At 47.9% G+C, this 17,827-nt stretch carries 11 protein-coding genes and 1 pseudogene; 8 read left to right on the forward strand and 4 right to left on the reverse strand.

The window, feature by feature from the left end; genetic code table 11:
- Window positions 1–42 precede the first annotated feature (42 nt).
- Together NYE29_RS15260 and NYE29_RS15265 are read right to left on the reverse strand one after the other, a co-directional pair.
- A complete protein-coding gene (locus NYE29_RS15260) occupies window positions 43–939 on the reverse strand; it encodes an ATP-grasp domain-containing protein (protein ID WP_340896614.1) in 897 nt (298 codons plus the stop codon).
- Window positions 940–1,710: 771 nt separating this feature from the next.
- Window positions 1,711–2,751, reverse strand: coding sequence for a LacI family DNA-binding transcriptional regulator (locus NYE29_RS15265; protein WP_076113196.1), 1,041 nt, complete (start codon window positions 2,749–2,751; stop codon window positions 1,711–1,713).
- A 479-nt stretch (window positions 2,752–3,230) separates the two neighbouring features.
- Here NYE29_RS15265 and NYE29_RS15270 point away from each other — a divergent pair, with 479 nt between their 5' ends.
- From NYE29_RS15270 to NYE29_RS15295, 6 genes and pseudogenes are all read left to right on the forward strand, one after another.
- A complete protein-coding gene (locus NYE29_RS15270; protein ID WP_340899726.1) occupies window positions 3,231–4,133 on the forward strand; it encodes an ABC transporter permease in 903 nt (300 codons plus the stop codon).
- A gap of 16 nt (window positions 4,134–4,149) precedes the next feature.
- Window positions 4,150–5,031 (forward strand): carbohydrate ABC transporter permease, encoded by an 882-nt coding sequence (locus NYE29_RS15275; RefSeq protein WP_340896615.1) that lies wholly within the window; start codon window positions 4,150–4,152, stop codon window positions 5,029–5,031.
- 123 nt (window positions 5,032–5,154) lie between these two features.
- Window positions 5,155–6,700, forward strand: a pseudogene (locus tag NYE29_RS15280) (ABC transporter substrate-binding protein).
- Window positions 6,701–6,987: 287 nt separating this feature from the next.
- A complete protein-coding gene (locus NYE29_RS15285; protein ID WP_340896616.1) occupies window positions 6,988–8,472 on the forward strand; it encodes a glycoside hydrolase family 32 protein in 1,485 nt (494 codons plus the stop codon).
- An 18-nt stretch (window positions 8,473–8,490) separates the two neighbouring features.
- The gene (locus NYE29_RS15290; protein ID WP_038596298.1) at window positions 8,491–9,381 is read left to right on the forward strand and encodes an ROK family protein; all 891 of its coding nucleotides are present in this window, start codon (window positions 8,491–8,493) and stop codon (window positions 9,379–9,381) included.
- A 97-nt stretch (window positions 9,382–9,478) separates the two neighbouring features.
- Window positions 9,479–13,282, forward strand: a complete 3,804-nt coding sequence (locus NYE29_RS15295; RefSeq protein WP_340896619.1) for a GH32 C-terminal domain-containing protein — start codon at window positions 9,479–9,481, stop codon at window positions 13,280–13,282.
- Window positions 13,283–13,387: 105 nt separating this feature from the next.
- Here the strand turns inward: NYE29_RS15295 and NYE29_RS15300 are convergent, their stop codons facing one another.
- Entirely contained in the window at window positions 13,388–13,531 is a 144-nt protein-coding gene (locus tag NYE29_RS15300) for a hypothetical protein (protein WP_340896620.1), read from the reverse strand.
- Window positions 13,532–13,605: 74 nt separating this feature from the next.
- On the reverse strand, window positions 13,606–14,079 hold the full coding sequence (locus NYE29_RS15305; RefSeq protein WP_340896622.1) for a DUF2798 domain-containing protein: 474 nt from the start codon (window positions 14,077–14,079) through the stop codon (window positions 13,606–13,608).
- A gap of 136 nt (window positions 14,080–14,215) precedes the next feature.
- Here NYE29_RS15305 and NYE29_RS15310 point away from each other — a divergent pair, with 136 nt between their 5' ends.
- Both NYE29_RS15310 and NYE29_RS15315 read left to right on the forward strand, forming a co-directional pair.
- Window positions 14,216–14,632, forward strand: a complete 417-nt coding sequence (locus tag NYE29_RS15310) for a MarR family winged helix-turn-helix transcriptional regulator (RefSeq protein WP_038596294.1) — start codon at window positions 14,216–14,218, stop codon at window positions 14,630–14,632.
- Window positions 14,633–15,486: 854 nt separating this feature from the next.
- Entirely contained in the window at window positions 15,487–17,733 is a 2,247-nt protein-coding gene (locus tag NYE29_RS15315; protein ID WP_340896624.1) for an AraC family transcriptional regulator, read from the forward strand.
- Window positions 17,734–17,827 lie beyond the last annotated feature (94 nt).

The raw sequence follows: 17,827 nt of genomic DNA on the forward strand, positions 1-17,827 counted from the left end.
AGTGTCCAGCAAAAAGCTAGAACAGCGGCGGATCGGTCATTATTAGTCTTGAAGTAACCCCTCATAAAACGCTCTGACATCCATCTGCTCGGGCAGGCCTGAAACTCCGCCGTCTCCCAGCTCTACAATAATCCAGCTTCCCTCTGCAGTTTTGGCGATGTCCATGGTGAAGAAGCGGCTTGTAATCGTGCGGGCAATTTCCATAAATGGGGTCAGATCCGGCTGATCCTCATCGTAGGTAACATCATCCCAGTAATTCAGAAAAGCTATGATTTGATGATCCAGAAAAAATATCCGGTATTCCTTGGAAAGCGGCATGCCGCTCTTATCGTGTGATTGCAGGTACTCCAGAGGAACGAATTCACGGATAACGATTCCTTCGCTCAGTCCGGCCCCCTGTCTTTCGATGAAGTTCCACACCACCCGCTGTACATTGCCGTGGTCTGAAGCATCCGGGATATAGCAGGCATCAACCCATTCGTGCTTTCTTGACTTCACATAGTCCTTGACGATTAAAGGAGATTCGCCGAATACGGCAATTTGTTCGAACAGCTCCTTCCAGTCGGCGGGCTTGCCTGGACTTGTGCGCCAGATGGTGCGCGGTGTCAACGATGCGATCATCGAATAGGAATAGGGCAAGTAGTGACAGTGAGCATAGGCGGTAGAATCATTGATAAGTTCAATATTCTTTGATTGGAGTGCATCGTAGAGCTGCTGATAATGCTGCGGCTTCATCATCCAGCCCCGGTAAATTGCAGATTCCATAGAGAGCGCAGGTGTAATCTGCCGGATGGACCGGGCTGCCTGGCCTTCCATCAAGGCCTCCAGTGAAACGAGCTCCGTCTTGAAGCCGGCAGCTTGAGCTGCATGCCACTCCGTTTCATAATCCATATCCACCCTCTTGGCATCCAGCGGATCCTGGCAGAAAATAATCCTCATAATACTCTCCCTCATCCCTTAAGCTTGTTTACCTTCCATTATACTCTCTTAGGTAGCTCTGCGAAGCCAGCATGCTCAGCGATTACGGAAATCAGGGAACCGGGAAATATTGCGGGACAAATGCCCGCAGCTCATGTGCAGCTAGTAGCATTCAGTGTGTGACACATATTAATTACAGATTTTTCTTGAAAACTTATAATAATTTGGCATTAGTAAAATAAGGGGATGAAAAGCAGAAATGAAGAGGGACACCGTGTTTTACATTGTAGCGGGAATGATTGCAATTACTCTGCTGTCTAATTTTATTGCGTATCGTTCATTACCGGACCAGATGGGAATACAGGTGAAATCATTCCAGTTCAAGGCTGATGATTTCACAAATTATATTCCTAAGCGGGTATTCCTTTTTTTGATACCGGGTATTCAAATTGTTGCATCTATTTTTAGGGGGGAAAGGAAATCTAAGACCTCTCTGTTAGTGTTGAACACGGTTTTAGTAATTGTGAACTGCTTCACCATTTATATAAATCTTTAGCTATATAAGTTGAACTTTAGACTTACCGATCCGGCATAGAACGCAACTGCGGTGAATGTTTGGACTTCCGGCCACTGTTGTCTCCCGATTTCTTGATTTATACCGCTATTTGCGGTTGAAATCCGGAGACAAAGGTGGTCGCTATCGCTCCTACAGTTCCAAAATTCCAGAACAAAAGCATCCTCTCACGTGAAAGGGATGCTTTTGTTGAATGTAAGCGTTTATAGGTTTCACAATCAGCTAATATTCGGGGTGGAATCTCTAATGATTGGTTTTGTGTAGATATGAGAGACCTGATAAGGCTGCTCTGGATAGGTGATGCGTGACAGCAGTATTTCGGCTGCTTTAATGCCCATTTCATTACTGTAGATATGAACGGTGGTAAGATGAGGCTCAATAATCTTTGATTCCGGGCCGTTATCAAAACCGCAGACGACAATATCACCGGGAATGGAGTGATTCAGATTCTTCAGTGATTTCATAAAGCTTACGGCGATGTAATCGTTCGCACATACAAAAGCGGACGGGAGCTCGGCAATGTCATTCAATCTTTCATCCGCCCAGCCGGGACTGGAGAAAAAGAGATTATCCTCATCGAGAACGCACTGGCCGGGATCGAGCGGGATTCCAGCCTCGGTCAGAGCACGATTAAAACCTACCCATCTTTCATTAAAGCTCCGGCAATGATTATAATCCCCGATAAACCCCAGGGTTTTGTAACCGCCCTCAATCAACTTTTTAGTAAGCTGATAGGTACTGTGTTCGTTCTCCATTAACAACACGTCCGCCCGGAATTCAGGGTAGCAGACATGTGCGGAACAGTCGATGAAAATGGTCGGAATCTCAAGGCTTGTAATCAGGTTACTGTATTCCAAGTTAAACAGCTCAATACATATGATTCCGTCCACATTGGATACATCGAAATTGTTAGGGAGGGACAGAGATTTCTGCTCAATCTCCCGGATGATGTGAATGGACAAATTATATCCTTCTGCGCTGATCCGCTTTTCCAGGCCGCTGATCAAAGTCGATCCAAAATGCGAAGTATTCGGCAAATTCTCCGTTAATAAAGCAATGTTTCTCGAGCTCTTTGGCAGGACACTTTCGGTTTCCATTAAAGAAAACTGCTTGTATTTCAACTCAATCGCCTTTTTGATAACTTTGTTTCTGGTTTCTTCAGGCAATCCTTCCGTTCCGTTCAAGGCTTTGGAGGCCGTGTTTCTGGAGATCCCCAGAGCATCAGCGATATCCTGTATCGTTACTTTTCCCCGTGCCATATATGTAATTTCACCTCTATATTATTGTTTTCTTTCACTCTGCAAATAGCGGCCGCATACGCTTCGCTTTACTCCCTTAAATGTATAATAGTTTTCTCAAAATAGCAACGTTAATTTTACAAATGCACAATATAGTTTACATTATGCAATTGTTTTGTTTGGTAATTATTTCTGCTAAAGTGTTTAAAATGAATATATTAAGTTGAATAAATGCTTTTTTTCTAAGGAAAACCTCTTGTTTATCAATTTTGACAATATTTTCAGGGCTTTTAGATGCGGAATTATTGTCAAATGAACAAATATATTTTTACAAAATGTATTGACTCATGGTGAAGTCTTTGATAAATTGTAAATGAAGAAGGGCATAAACGTCAAAATGTAAGCCTTTCACTAGTGAAAAACATTGTATAAGAATGGAGGTCAAGGCATTGCATAACTCAATTGAAGTGGATCACAGAAAACTGGTGACGGGGCGGAAGATGTCCCTGTTTGAATATTTGAAGAAACATTACTTCCTTTATTTAATGCTTGCACCGGCACTGGTTCTGACCCTTATTTTTAAATACGGTCCTATGTATGGTGCGATTATTGCCTTTAAGGATTTCAGCCCAATCAAGGGAATTATGGGGAGCGAGTGGGTAGGTTTTTACAACTTCGAGAAATTCCTGTCTTCCCCAAACTTCGAAGTGATTTTTATGAATACGCTTAAATTAAGTTTTTTCGGCCTAATCTTGAGCTTCCCTGTTCCCATCCTGCTGGCCTTGATGCTCAATCAGGTTCGCCGGGCAGGAGTCAAAAAGAATATACAGTTATTCTTGTATGCCCCTAACTTCATATCCGTAGTTGTCGTGGTCGGTATGTTGTTTATCTTCCTGTCCCCGACAGGACCTATCAACCAGCTTTTTAGCTGGGTTACCGGTGAACCGGTGATGTTCATGTCACGTCCGGAGTACTTCCGCTGGATCTATATTCTTTCGGATATATGGACAGGTGCGGGATGGGCCTCCATTATCTACGTTGCGGCTCTTGCCAATGTAGACCCTGAGTTACATAACGCAGCCAATCTGGACGGTGCTAATCTTCTTCAAAGAATACGTCATATTGACCTTCCGACCATTCGTCCGATTATGGCCATTGTATTTATCCTTGCCGCGGGCGGCATCATGTCGATTGGTTTTGAAAAGGCTTATCTCATGCAAACAGCAACGAACATGCCAACCTCTGAGATTATTCCGACGTACGTTTACAAAATTGGTTTACAGTCCGGTGACTATGCATACTCAGCCGCAGTAGGACTATTCAACTCTATTATCAACGTCATCCTGCTCATTACGGTGAACTTCACAGTAAAGAAACTAAATGAGGGCGAAGGTCTTTTATAGAAAGGAGCAACAAGTCATGTTCATTAAACATTCCCGGCTGGATCGCTTTATTCTTGTGCTGAACGCCACCTTTTTGACCCTTGCTGTATTGATTGTGGTGCTTCCGCTCATTTATGTGGTGATTGCATCCTTCATGGATCCGTCAATCCTGCTTAGCCAAGGGCTGTCGTTCAAAATTTCAGATTGGTCATTGGATGGCTACAAGATGATTCTTACCAATTCGGCAATGATCCGAGGATTCGGAAACGCTGTTTTTTACGCCTCTTCCTTTGCCATTCTTACCGTTCTGGTCTCAATCTGTGCGGGGTATGCCTTATCGGATGACCGGATGAAGGGTAGAGGTTTTTTTATGACAGTGTTCCTCTTTACGATGTTCTTTGGAGGAGGACTGGTCCCGACTTATCTGCTAGTTAAGAATCTGGGGCTGCTGGATACGGTCTGGGCTGTCATCATTCCCGGGGCGGTCAATGTATGGAATATTATTTTGTCCAGAACATTCTTCAAAGGCGTGCCGAATGAACTGAAGGAGGCATCCAATGTGGACGGGGCTTCAGAGATGAGGATTTTCTTCAGCATTGTATTGCCGCTCTCTAAACCGATCATCTTCGTGCTTGCGCTGTATGCCTTTGTCGGCCAGTGGAATTCCTACTTTGATGCCATGATTTATCTGGATAATCCGAAGCTCCACCCGCTGCAGCTCGTGCTTCGTTCCATCCTGATTCAGAATCAGGTAGATCCCGGCATGATCGCTGACCAGATGGCCATGGCGGAAATGAAACGATTGTCTGAAATCATCAAGTATGCCGCGATCGTTGTCTCCAGCCTGCCGCTCATTATTATGTATCCGTTCTTCCAGAAGTACTTTGAAAAAGGTGTCATGGTCGGTTCCATCAAATAGGACACGGCTGCACATAGATAAGTTTTTTCATCCCTATTCACTTGGAGGTCATATCCTATGAAAAGATTAAAAAGATCAAAAGTGTTGTCAAAAGCAGCTTCTGCGTCTGTACTTGCTTCATTTATGTTCCTTGCCGCATGCGGCGGCGGGGGAGGAAATGCTGCCGGTGAAAAACAGGATCCAAGCGGCAAAGTCACCTTGAACTTCATTACCCAAAGCTCCCCGCTGGCACCGGCCGATCCGAACGAAAAGCTGATTAATAAACGTCTGGAAGAAAAAACGAATGTGCATATCAACTGGAAAAACTTCACCAGAGATGTGTTTGTGGAAAAAAGAAATCTGGCTGTCGCAAGCGGTGATCTCCCCGATGCTATTTTCAATGCCGACTACAGTGATTATGAGCTGCTGAAGCTTGCTAAAGACGGTGCTATCGTGCCACTGAATGATCTGATCGAGCAGAATATGCCCAATTTTAAAAAAAGTGCTGGAAGAAGCCCCTGAATACAAGAGTATGATTACAGCGCCTGACGGTAAAATTTATGCTTTTCCTTGGATTGAAGAGCTTGGGAACGGAAAAGAAAGAATTCAGGCGGTAGACAGCATGCCTTGGATCAATGTGGAATGGCTTAAGAAGCTGGGCCTCGACATGCCGACAACCACGGAAGAATTGAAAAAGGTGTTGATTGCCTTCAAGACCCAAGATCCGAACGGCAACGGTCAGGCAGACGAAATCCCCTTATCCTTTATCAACAAGCCGGGTGCGGAAGATCTGGCATTCCTCTTCGGTTCATTCGGATTGGGAGAGAATCCTGACCATGCGGTCGTAAGCAATGAAGGCAAAGTGATCTTTACGGCCAAGGAAGAAGGCTATAAAAAGGCGGTGTCCTTTATCAATGACCTTTATAAAGAAAAACTCATTGATATCGAAGCCTATACCCAAGACTGGAGTACTTACCTGGCCAAAGGCAAAGATCAGAAGTACGGCCTCTACTTCTCTTGGGATAAAGCCAATATCTCCGGAGCAAACGATGCTTATGAAGTGATGCCGCCGCTCGCAGGTCCGGATGGGGAAGTCAACGTAACCAGAACCAACGGTCTCGGCCTAGGCCGCGGCAAGATGGTTGTGACAAGCGCCAATAAAAACCTGGAAACGACAGCAAAATGGGTAGATCAGCTGTATGATCCCGTTCAATCCGTACAGAACAACTGGGGAACCTACGGGGACGACACACAGCAGAACATCTTCGAATTTGATGAAGCCAAAGGAATGCTGAAGCATTTGCCGCTGGAAGGTGCTGCTCCTGTGGAGCTTCGTGAGAAAACAAGTATCGGCGGGCCGCTGGCTATCCTTGATTCCTACTATGGCAAATATACGACCATGCCGGATGATGCCAAAGGCCGCATGGACATCATCAAGAATATCATGGCTCCAAAGATGAAAGCAGAGAACGTAATGCCGAGCGTATTTCATTCGATTGATGAGCTTGACCGCCTGACGACGATTGAAACTGACTTGTTCGCCTATGTACTCAGAATGCGTACAGAATGGTACCAGAACGGAAAAGTCGATGCACAGTGGAATGATTATTTGAAGGAGCTGGACCGTCTTGGCCTGCAGGAATGGCTTGAAATTAAACAGGCAGGCTACGACAGAGCGACGGCAAAATAGATATATAAAAAAATATATATAAGCTGAACTAAAGCACACCTAGAGGCGAAAGCGGCGGAGGGGAAGTTTGGAACTGTAGGAGCGTAAGCGTCCGCCTGAAAGCTTTCCGTAGGAAAGCTCGCTTCGAAAGCATAGGCAGTCTTCGGATTTCAACCGCGAACAGCGGTCATAATCAAGAAATCTGAAGACAACAGCGGCCGGAAGTCCAAACATTCCCCGCAGTCCGCGTACTACGCCAATTGGATAATCTAAAGTTCAGCTTATCCAGGAGCAAAGGAGAAATCATAATGTCAGCTATTACAAAACAAAACTACCGGGGTGCCTATCATTTTTCACCCAAAAAAAAGTGGATGAACGATCCAAACGGCTTGGTATATTTCGAGGGAGAATATCATTTGTTCTTTCAGCATCATCCCGGCGGAATGACCATGGGGGACATGCATTGGGGCCATGCGGTCAGTAAGGATCTGGTGACCTGGGAAGAGCTGCCGATCGCGCTGGTGCCGGATGAACTGGGCATGATTTTCTCGGGAAGCGCCGTTGTTGACTGGAATAACACGACAGGATTTTTTAAGGATCAGCCAGGGCTGGTGGCCATTTTTACCCATCACTTGGACATGCCGGAAGGACAACCTGCCGTTCAGCGTCAAAGTCTGGCCTATAGCAAGGATAAAGGCAGAACCTGGACCAAATACGAAGGGAATCCGGTGCTTGAACAGGATACCTTCATTGATTTCCGTGATCCCAAGGTGTTCTGGAACAAAGAGAAGAGCAGGTGGGTGATGATCGTAGCCTGTGGTCAAACGGTAGGTCTGTATCATTCCCCTGATCTGATCAACTGGACCTTTGCCAGCGAATTCGGTGAGGGCATCGGATCGCATGACGGTGTGTGGGAGTGCCCGGATTTGTTCCAGCTGGCCGTTGACGGAAAGAAATCGGATACCAAATGGGTAATGCTCGTGAGTATTGGTGCAGATCCTGCTTTTGAGGAAGGCTCAAGAACGCAGTATTTCACGGGTGACTTTGACGGAGCGGTATTTACTCCTGACGAAGAGTCCCGGAGCATCCGCTGGCTGGATCACGGCAGAGATAATTATGCCGGGGTGAGCTGGTCCGATCTTCCCGAGGAAGACGGAAGACGCCTGTTTATCGGCTGGATGAGCAACTGGATGTATGCACCCCAGACGCCGGCGGAAGGGTTCCGCGGAGCAATGACGATTCCACGGGAGCTTTATCTGGAATTAAGAAACGGGCAAACAACGCTCATTCAGAAGCCTGCAAAAGAACTGGAAGCCGCACGTACCCCGGTCCTTTCCCTGAAAAATGTCTCTGTTCAAGAAATTAATGCAGCCTGTGCCAAGCTTCATCTTGAGGCTTACGTCATTGAGGCGGAGGTCGCTCATGGGACATCTGCCGGCTTTAAAGTAAAGGCAGGTGCAAAGCAGCAAACTGTGGTCGGAATTGATGCGCAGACGGAAGAAATGTATGTAGACCGGACAGCTTCCGGAAAGCATGATTTCCACAAGTTCTTCCCGGGACGCCATTCAGTGAAGCTTGCGGCACCGGGTACAGCCTATGATCTGCATATTTATGTGGACCGCTCTTCCATTGAAGTGTTCAGTGGCGGAGGCCAGGCGGTCATTACGGATCTCATTTTCCCTGAGCCTGAATCTGCCGGTCTTGCTGCGTTTGCCGACAATGAAGAGGACTTGTTCCTTTCGCTGGATATCTACAATCTGGCTTCATCTACCGCAAACGGCAGCAACCAGTAACCGGGAGGGTTAAGTGACATGCGTATAGGAGCGATTGAAGCAGGCGGGACGAAATTCGTATGCGGGATCGGGGATGAAAACGGGAGATTTGAACACCGGATCAGCTTTCCGACCGAACATCCGGATCAGACCTTGCCCAGAGTCATAGAGTATTTTCAAGACAAAGGGGTAGAAGCGATGGGGATTGGATCATTTGGTCCAATTGACATCCGCCAAGACAGCCCGACCTACGGTTACGTTACGACAACACCTAAGCCGGGGTGGGGGAATTACGATCTGCTCGGGACTTTAAAGCAAGCCTTTCCGGTCCCGTTCGGCTTCGACACTGACGTGAATGCAGCTGTATATGGCGAGGTAAAATGGGGGGCTGCTCAAGGCCTGTCAAGCTGCTTGTACATTACGGTAGGCACGGGCGTTGGCATCGGCGTGTATTCGGAAGGCCAATTAGTTCATGGTCTTGTACATCCTGAGGGCGGGCATCTGTTGACGAGGCGCCATCCTGAAGATGATTTCGTTGGTAGTTGTCCTTACCATGGGGACTGCCTCGAAGGGATGGCGGCAGGTCCTGCTATTGAAGCCAGATGGGGGAAGAAAGGCCACGAGCTTCCGGTGGATCATAGAGCCTGGAAGATGGAAGCCTTCTACATCGCCCAGTCCATAACGGATGCTATTCTACTGCTCTCTCCGCAAAAAATAATTTTGGGCGGCGGGGTTATGCAGCAGCCTCAGTTGTACCCGCTTATCCGGGAGGCTGTGCTCCTGAACCTGAACGGATATGTCAGTTCAAGTGCCATTCTGGACCATATGGAGGAGTACATTGTTTCTCCGGGCCTTGGCCAGCAGGCGGGGTTAGGCGGCGCTTTGGCATTAGGACTCACAGCATGGAATAATCGAGTTTCTTCTATATAATACAGCAAAAGATAAGGCCGGCCAGTTATGATGCGTAATTGGCCGGCCTTGCTCTTACTAAAGGCGACATATCATTTACAGGAAGAGAGGGTAAAGGATGAACCGGAAATCAAAATTTGCACTAACCATTCTGTTGGCTGCGGGAGTCATGATAACTTCAACAGGGATTGTTGCCGTTAATGAGGATACAGTCTGGGCCGCACCGGCAGAGCAGAAGTCCGGCAGACTGATAAAGGAGGGGCTTTCTATTTCTGAAACCGTTACCAAAGCAGCTACAAATTTGACGGGCTGGCGAACAGCCGGAAAAGGCAAGCTGGAGGATACGTCCGAAGGGCTTTTGCTGACATCTGATCCTGAAGAAAAAGTGCTGGCGATTTCCGAAACGTCAGCAGATGATTTTATATATGAAGCTGATGTAATGATCAAGGACCGGCAGCCGGATGCTGCGCTGCTTTTCCGTTCCAGTGAGGAAGGTCAGCATTCATACCTGCTGCAAATCGTACCGGATGCCGGACTTATCCGCTTAAAAGACGGAAGCAGTGGAGAAGGCAAATTGCATGAGGAACGTAAGGTTTCCCTGGTACAAGGTGAAATCTATCATCTTAAAGTGAAAGCGGAAGGACCCCTGCTGAAAGTGTATTGGGGGAATCAATACAAGCCCGTGATTGATATCCAGGACAATGCACATCTCTCCGGACGGCTTGGACTCCACGTCTCGGGTGGAGCTGCCTTGTTCCAAAATATTAACGTAAGCGATCTGAAGGGGAATCTGGATACGGTGCTGGCAAGTCAGGGACAGTGGCAGCCGGATATCGGCGGTAAAAAAGGGACCTCTGTAAATCAGAACAAGGCACAGCAGATCTATAGCAGGCAAGCTGCTGATCTGGTGTATGAAGGAGTGATCTCATTTCGTTCCGCTGCTGTTGCAGGCCTGGCCTTCCGTTCCTCTTCTGACGGTGCGAAGGGATATGAAGCCTCTCTTGCGAAAGAAGGAAATCAGGTACATGTCACTTTAACAAAAGCAAACGGCACGGTAATTGCCAGTTCCAAGCAGACTTATCCGAGTCCAGCGGGGGCAAAACATGCGGTGGAAGTGCAGGCGAAGGGGAACCGGATTCAGATTTTCGTGGATGGGTATACTCCGGCAGCAATAGATGTTAACGACAGTTCTTACGCTACCGGATATGCCGGACTTGTCGTAAATCATGGAACCGCTTACTTTCAGGACACCTATGTTACGGACGCTGGCAGTTACAATAATGAAAAATACCGGCCCCAGTATCATTATACGCCGATCCGCGGTGCCGTTAGTGATCCCAACGGGCTTGTCTATTTCGAAGGAGAATATCATCTCTTTCATCAGGATGGAGGCACATGGGCTCATGCCGTCAGCAAAGATATGCTGAACTGGAAACGCCTGCCGATTGCCCTTCCATGGAATAAGTACGGACATGTCTGGTCCGGGTCTGCTGTGGCAGATTTGAAGAATGCTTCCGGTTTGTTCTCGGATTCAGGCGGCAAAGGCCTTCTTGCCTATTACACCTCCTTTAATCCGGATGCCTCTAACGGCAACCAGCGTATAGGTCTGGCCTACAGCAAGGATCAGGGGCGGACATGGGAAACTGCCAAGGATCGTCCAATTGTCATTGAGAACCCCGGAAAGAACAGAGAAGAACCCGGGGGATGGGATTTCCGTGATCCCAAGGTGATCCGTGATGAGGAGAATAATCGCTGGGTCATGGTGGTATCGGGCGGTGATCATATCCGCTTTTTCACATCAACTAATTTGCTCGACTGGACGTTGACCGATAATTGGGGTTATGGGGATTATGTCCGTGGCGGGGTGTGGGAATGCCCCGACTTGTTTCCACTTACTGTACAGGGAACGACAGAGAAGAAATGGGTTCTAATGATTAGTACAGGAGCGAACCCGGCAACAGGTGGTTCAGATGCGGAATATTTTGTAGGGAGCCTGACTAAGGAAGGTAAATTCGTGAACGACAACCCGGCTGGAACCGTGCTGAGGACAGACGCCGGCAAGGAGTTTTATGCATCCATGTCCTTCTCTGATATGCAAGACGGCCGCAGAGTGATGCTGGCTTGGATGTCCAACTGGGATTATCCCTTCGCCTTTCCCACGTCTAACTGGAAGGGAGAGCTGACGATCCCGAGAGAAGTTACCCTAATCAACACCCAAGACGGAATTCGTCTGGCCCAGAGTCCGGTGAAGGAGCTGGAATCCCTGCGCAGTGAACTTTATTCCGCAGCTAACAAGGTGGTCAGTCCTTCTTCTCCTAATCTGCTGAAAGGCATGACCCCAGGTGCCTATGAAATTGAAGCTACCCTGGAGATTCCCGCCGGCAGCAGCGTATCGGAGTTCGGCTTCAACGTACGTGAGGGAGCCGATCAGAAGACAGTTGTAGGTTATAAGCCGGGCGGGAGCACAATGTTTGTGGACCGCTCTCTTTCCGGGGAAACAGATTTCTCCAGCCTGTTCAGTACGAGACATGAAACGAAAATGCCGACAGAGAACGGCCAAATCAAGCTGCGGATTCTGGTGGATGAATCTTCGGTTGAGGTTTTTGTAAATGAAGGGAAGTCCGTGTTCTCCGAGGTCATTTTTCCGGACCCGGCCAGCAGGGCAATGAGTTTCTATAGCAAGGGCGGCAATGTGAAGGTTGTTTCTCTGAAAGTCTATAAGCTTGGATCGGTATGGAATCCTGAGTCGGGTTCGGCAACCCGGATTGTGTTGGATACCAGTGACCGTGAACTGGGGGTTGGGCAAAGTGAAACAGTGCAGGTGATCGTAGAAAACGGACCCGGCAACGGCGCCCAGCCGCTGAAGTGGAAGTCCAGCAATGAAGATGCCGTAATCATAAAGGCGGCAGGCAATTCCCGTGCAACCCTTGAGGCGAAAAAAGCGGGCGAGTCCATCATTACGGTATCTACACCGAATGGAAAGGCATCCGCAAGTTTTCGTGTGAAAGTGTTCGGCGGAACATTTCATACCAACCTCAGCGGCTGGACGCAAGACGTGTCCATGGCTTCCTGGCTAGTTAGCAGGGACGGAATTCGCGGAAGTCACTCCAGCGACGCAAATTATGTTGCTGAGGAGAAGGCGGGAAACTTCTCGTATGAAGCCGAGATGAAACTTGGAAAGTCCGGAGGTGCAGGTTCCCTTCTGTTCCGTGCAAGTCCGGACGGACGCAGCGGCTATTACTTGAATCTGGATCCTAATATGAAGGCAATCCGTTTGTTTTACAAAATGGATGGACGTTTTGAAGAACGGCAGGTTCTGGCGAAAGTTCCAGCCTTCATTCTGCCGGACCGGACGTATAGTTTAAAGATACAAGCGGACGGACCTCATATTGTGGTGTATCTGGGCGGGCAGAAAATAATGGATCTGAAGGACGGAACCTTTGCAGCAGGCCATTTTGGACTTCATGTATTCGGCGGAACTGTCTCCTACCAGAATGTAAATGTGAACGGGGCAGCAGCGGAGAACTTGATAACATCAAGCCTGGTGAACGAATCGTTCCGGAAATCCATTTATACAGCAAATCCGGTGAAGGGTGAAGCCGTAACGGTCCAGGATGCAAATGAGATATCCGATCAGAAGTGGGTATTCGTACCGACGGGAGATGACGCTGATTCCTACTCGATCCGTACGGCCTCGGGTCAAGCCCTTGATCTGAACACAGAACACAATGCAATTCAGCTTTATGCTTATCTGGGTTACAATAATCAGCGATGGATCATCCATAAGAATGGGGACGGCTCAGCATCCATCCTTTCTGTCCATAATCAGTTGGCGCTGGCTGTCTCTGAGTATGGCTCGAAGCTGACGTTAGAGGCTCCTCAAACCGGTGAAGCCCGTCAACAATGGCTTATTGAGTTTTGAATGTATATTCAGCACAGTAGACATTACTTGTAATACGTTAAACAGTCCCGATGCAGATCAAAGGCATCGGGACTGTTTTTATTGCTGAAAGCAGGAATAAGAAATTTAAATTTGCTTGCCGTTTTCGCCCTTTAACTCCTTGCGCAGAAGGAGGGACTCGGCATAGGTAATCATGGCCTGAAGGAAACGGATGAGCACAAGCGCCACGACTAGAATAACAAGAGAGACACCGTCCTTTTTGTTAAGCATGGCGAACATCCTTTCTTGAAATGCTCTGAATATATACCCATTATTACCCAAGGTGCCGGGCGATCAAGCAAAGCCTATGCGCTTTGCACAGCACTGTTTACCGGGTAGATCCGGGTGAACAGGAAACGGGTCAGCGGCCCTACAACAATCAGCTGCAGCGGCAGGGCGCAAATGATGTTCAGTCCGGCAGTGGACAGATAGTGACGGAGGAAGTTGTCTCCGAATCCGTAGTGTGCTAGTGTGCCATATAGGGACATGCAGAGCACCATACCGCAGACCATGAAGAAGGAAATGAACAGCACCTTTTTAATCATAGGATCGGCCGGTTTAACCAATCTAAAGGCCAGACCTTTGGCCGCTTTACTGACGATGACAACATCACAGAATAAGGCGACGACGAGTGCAGGAAGTAGACCGATCGCAACATCACGGAATAAGGTATGGGTTAAGCCAGCGTTTAACATCACGTTGTAAAAGCTCATTCCTACGACCATCAACACGCACATCATACAGGTGAATACTAAAGCTTCTTTCTTGTTTCTGCCCATTGCTCAAACTCCCTTAACATTAAGTTTTTCAAACTTCACTCATAATATCAGGGGGCGGAAATACTGTCAACCCGGTTGACAAAAATGCAATCTGATTGTTTATTTTAATTGTATCTTTATATTGGGGGCCTTTTTTATGAAAGACTATATCCTTGGTTTGAACTTGATAGATTTAGTCAGCGAGAAGCATAATGCTCTGCGGGAAAAAGTAAATGAAACCAGCGGTGAGCAGCTGAACAAGACTGAGACACATATTCTGGCGAAGCTGGAGCTGCATGGCATGCTCACAATTTCGGAGATCAGCAGGCAGATCAGCATTTCCCGCCAGGGTGCGCAAAAAACGATTAACGTTCTGCTGGCTGAAGGATATGTGGAAACCGCCGTGGTAGAAGGGAACTCCCGTGACAAGCATATCGTACTCACTCCCAAAGGTATTGCAGTCTGCCGGAGCATGCTGGAGATCAAGCAGAGCATCGAGGCGGAGATCGCCGCCAAAATTGGCCGGGACCAGGTGGAAACGTTGAGAAAGCTGCTTACGGAGGATTGGCTCTGAGATTGTAAGGGTCTGCTGAGGAGCTGAGGAACTGATGAGCTGAGGAACTGAGGAACTGAGGAACTGAGGAACTGAGGAACTGAGGAACTGAGGAACTGAGGAACTGAGGAACTGAGGAACTGAGGAACTGAGGAACTGAGGAACTGAGGAACTGAGGTTCTAAGACTCTGAGGTTCTAAGCACTCAGGCTTCTAGTTTCTAAAGTTCGCAAATTAGTTCAAGATGAAACGTTGCATTGGGGGGCGCTGTAAGTTGTAACGGACTGAGGAGACGCTATTGTCCCGAAAAACGCCAACTATTAATACAAGCGGACCGCAGAGACATTATTTCAGCAAAAATACAGCTGCCGCGCAGTAAAATAAGCACCATAGGTCGCTGGGGTCCGCAAGACTCTGCCATTAGCCCGATTTCAGCAAATAGCTTCTCTGGAGTCCGTTACGAGGATAATGGTGGCGGGGAGGGCAGTTGGTCACCAGCAGAGTAAGCGCAGCTGTCCGCCCTCCCGCAGGGTTTCCAAAGAAACTCTGCCCGAGGGCCTATGGAGATTTCGGATTCAAACGCACAACGCCGCGCATCAAGGAGCTGAGTGTTCTGATCCAATTCTCAACTGCTCGCGAAGCCGGATGTGTGAATCCGATTAATAATTTTTTTCGGATTAGATGAGTTCGATAAATTAAGATTCCCGGTGGCTTACGGTGAGCCTTTTTGTTTTGGGCGGGATTTTTCCTTTTCCTGTCTAGGCAGGAAAGAAGCTTGCAGGTTCAGCGGGTGTTATGCACACGTTAAAAATCCTTGGATTTCGATTCGTGAAAACGCTATAATTGAAAATGATTACTTATTGAAGGAGCCTATCTATGAAAAAAGGCAGGATGTTTTATAAGATTTTTATTCCGATTCTGGTATTGGGCATCGGCCTCGTCATCAGCTTCGGCAGCTATATTTATTTGACGACGATTCATTCGGTTATTGATAGTGTTGCCAGCGGCAAGCAAAGCCTGATTACCCAAATCAAAAATACGCTGGAGCAGAAAATTAAAACCATAGAGTATGCCTTCAATACTTACAGTACGACCAGTTCCTTCAGCGAGGTCGTCAACAATCCGATGACAGAGGAGGACTTTCAGGCGTACCGGGATATCAATTCCCAGCTCAACTATATCGCTACGATGGGGATGGATGTCGGCGTAAAATATTCGCTGATCAGTCTGGTGCAAGACTGGAAAATTTCTGATGGAAGCCTTTCTCTTCTAACAGAGGAAAACCGGAAGAACCTGTACGAAAGTTATATCAACAATCAGAACAAGGGATTGTTCTGGATCAAGACGGATAAAGGAATCCGTTTTGTGAATACGCTTCCTGTATTCTCTCAGAACAAGCAGGCGATTGGCCTAGCCGATATTTCGCTGCAGACACTGCGGAATATCCTGCAGACGGAGGACAACACCACAGTGTTCATTCTGAACCGGCAGGGTGAGCTGCTGTATGAATCGGCAACCGGGAAGAACCTGTTGACCAGCGGGCAAATGCAACGCATCACCAATATTGCCGAGAATGAAAGCCAGACTGGGACAGTAGCCCTGGAGAAAGCCAATTATCAAAAGGTTGAAGCCATTTATGCCAAATCTTCTTATAATAATTGGATTTATGTCACGCTTCTGGACCAGCAGGAAATCTCCGATGCCCTGGCCACGACCCGTTTCGGCTTAATCATCCTCGGAGTGGTGATCACCCTGCTAATTGTTGTGGTGGCCTATGTAATCTCCGTGCATTTCACCAAGCCGATCCGCCAGATTCAGCGCAGGCTGGCGGTCAGCACCCAGCCGGAGGACAAGAATGAGATCGACTGGATTATCAATTCGATTGATACGATTCTGTCGGAGAAGGAAAGTCTGGAGGGACTTTTGGAGTCAGAATTGCCGCAGCTGGAAACGCAGTTTATGCTGAACCTGTTCCGCAGCCGGATTACCCCCGAAGAGCTGGAGCTCAATATGTCCCGCTTCGGTTATTCCCCCACGGAGGATTCAGTGTATTCCACGATGCTGATCCAGCTTGATAATTACGGGGAACGCCAGGCCAGTGACAAGGATCTGCTGCTTGTCGCAGTCAACAAGATGGTGGAGGAATTGATTCCGAAAGCGCGGAGAATGATTCCGATCTTGCTGAATGACCGGACGCAGGCAACCATTCTGATCTATGAGGGAATGAATGAGCAGGAACACCGGAAGCAAGCGCTCGAGGACGCGAAGAAAATTATCAAAACAGTCAGGGATATCCTGAAGCTGTCAGTCAGTGTCGGCATTAGTAATCTCTATCAGGATTTGGCCTCCAGCAAGGAAGCCTGCGAAATGAGCAAGCAGGCGCTGCACCATCGTCTGAATCTGGGCAAAGAGTCGATTATCTTTTATGAAGATATAGCAACGGTTATTTCAGGTCCTGTCCTGCTGCATTATCCGGTAGAACTGGAATCACAGCTGTTCGACGCCATCCGGCTCGGGGATGAGGAGCTGGTATCGCGATCCTTGTACCCGCTTCTTGGCGAAATGATGAAGTATAGCAAGAACCCGCTCAATTTCGAAGTTACCCTGATCCGGTTCGTGAATAATCTGATTCAGCTGGAACAATTGATTGGCGTAGAGGTGCTGCTGACTCAGGACAATTATGCCTTGTATCACCGGCTGCTGGATATCCGCAATCCGGAGGAGATTGAACGCATTCTGGTGAATGAAGTCATCCGGCCGATGGTAACCAGCATGAAGGAGAAGACGACCCGCCAATTCCGCAGCCTCTCCGACCAGATTGCCGCCATTGTGCGCGCCGAATTTGATCAGGAGCTGTCGCTGGAGATTATCGGCGAACGTCTGCATTACAGTCCGAACTATTTAAGCAGCATCTTCAAGAAGGAATTTGGTGTAACCTTTAGTGAATATGTCATGAACTACCGGCTGGAAATGGCCAAGAAATGGCTGGTGGAGAGCGAGATGACCATTAAGGAGATTGCTGAGCGGTTGCAATATCATAATCCGCAGAACTTCATCCGCTCCTTCCGCAAGAAGGAGCATGTGACACCCGGTGCATACCGCGCAATGAAACAGGACAAGTAGGCGGTGGAATAGACGAAAACAGCCAGTCTCCGGGTTGCCGGAGACTGGCTGTTTTCGTTGCTTGCAGGTTGTGAGAAGGCGAAGCTTATAGCAA

This window comes from Paenibacillus sp. FSL M7-1046 (assembly GCF_038007405.1).
Taxonomy (GTDB): domain Bacteria; phylum Bacillota; class Bacilli; order Paenibacillales; family Paenibacillaceae; genus Paenibacillus_AQ.

What these genes read in the sequence shown, in the direction of transcription:
- NYE29_RS15260 (WP_340896614.1), bottom strand. Translation starts at nt 939, where the DNA reads ATGAGGATTATTTTCTGCCAGGATCCGCTGGATGCCAAGAGGGTGGAT.
- NYE29_RS15275 (WP_340896615.1), top strand. Translation starts at nt 4,150, where the DNA reads ATGTTCATTAAACATTCCCGGCTGGATCGCTTTATTCTTGTGCTGAAC.
- NYE29_RS15305 (WP_340896622.1), bottom strand. Translation starts at nt 14,079, where the DNA reads ATGGGCAGAAACAAGAAAGAAGCTTTAGTATTCACCTGTATGATGTGC.
- NYE29_RS15315 (WP_340896624.1), top strand. Translation starts at nt 15,487, where the DNA reads ATGAAAAAAGGCAGGATGTTTTATAAGATTTTTATTCCGATTCTGGTA.
- NYE29_RS15295 (WP_340896619.1), top strand. Translation starts at nt 9,479, where the DNA reads ATGAACCGGAAATCAAAATTTGCACTAACCATTCTGTTGGCTGCGGGA.
- NYE29_RS15290 (WP_038596298.1), top strand. Translation starts at nt 8,491, where the DNA reads ATGCGTATAGGAGCGATTGAAGCAGGCGGGACGAAATTCGTATGCGGG.
- NYE29_RS15300 (WP_340896620.1), bottom strand. Translation starts at nt 13,531, where the DNA reads ATGCTTAACAAAAAGGACGGTGTCTCTCTTGTTATTCTAGTCGTGGCG.
- NYE29_RS15310 (WP_038596294.1), top strand. Translation starts at nt 14,216, where the DNA reads ATGAAAGACTATATCCTTGGTTTGAACTTGATAGATTTAGTCAGCGAG.
- NYE29_RS15285 (WP_340896616.1), top strand. Translation starts at nt 6,988, where the DNA reads ATGTCAGCTATTACAAAACAAAACTACCGGGGTGCCTATCATTTTTCA.
- NYE29_RS15270 (WP_340899726.1), top strand. Translation starts at nt 3,231, where the DNA reads ATGTCCCTGTTTGAATATTTGAAGAAACATTACTTCCTTTATTTAATG.
- NYE29_RS15265 (WP_076113196.1), bottom strand. Translation starts at nt 2,751, where the DNA reads ATGGCACGGGGAAAAGTAACGATACAGGATATCGCTGATGCTCTGGGG.